A 333-nucleotide genomic window follows, 5' to 3' on the forward strand; every position below is an offset into this window, starting at 1 on the left:
TGGGCGTTCAGGTCATCGAGGTTGCGGAAGCTGCGGGCGAGGAAGAAGTCCTCGCGCACGTAGCGGAAGGGCCTCTCCACCTTGCCCTTGGTCTTGGCCCGGTAGGGCCGGCAGGCCTTGGGCATGAAGCCGTAGTGCGCAGCCAGCGCCAGCAGCTTGTCGTTGTAGACGATGCCGCGCTCGTCCACCTCGCCGAGGACAGCGGTTTTCATCCGGTCGTAGAGGATCTGCTCCGGCACGCCGTCGAGGGCCTCGAAGGCAGCGACATGGCAGCGCAGCACGGTGGCGAGGTCCTGCTGGGCAACGAAGCGGGCCCACATCATCCGGCTGTGG

At 66.7% G+C, this 333-nt stretch carries 1 protein-coding gene; it reads right to left on the reverse strand.

Annotated elements, in window-relative coordinates; genetic code table 11:
* A partial coding sequence (locus tag Q7A36_RS41210; RefSeq protein WP_305109541.1) for a DDE-type integrase/transposase/recombinase occupies positions 1-333 on the reverse strand: 333 nt, incomplete at both ends.

Origin of the sequence: Paracraurococcus lichenis, from assembly GCF_030657435.1 — a bacterium.
In the GTDB taxonomy this organism is placed as follows: domain Bacteria; phylum Pseudomonadota; class Alphaproteobacteria; order Acetobacterales; family Acetobacteraceae; genus Paracraurococcus; species Paracraurococcus lichenis.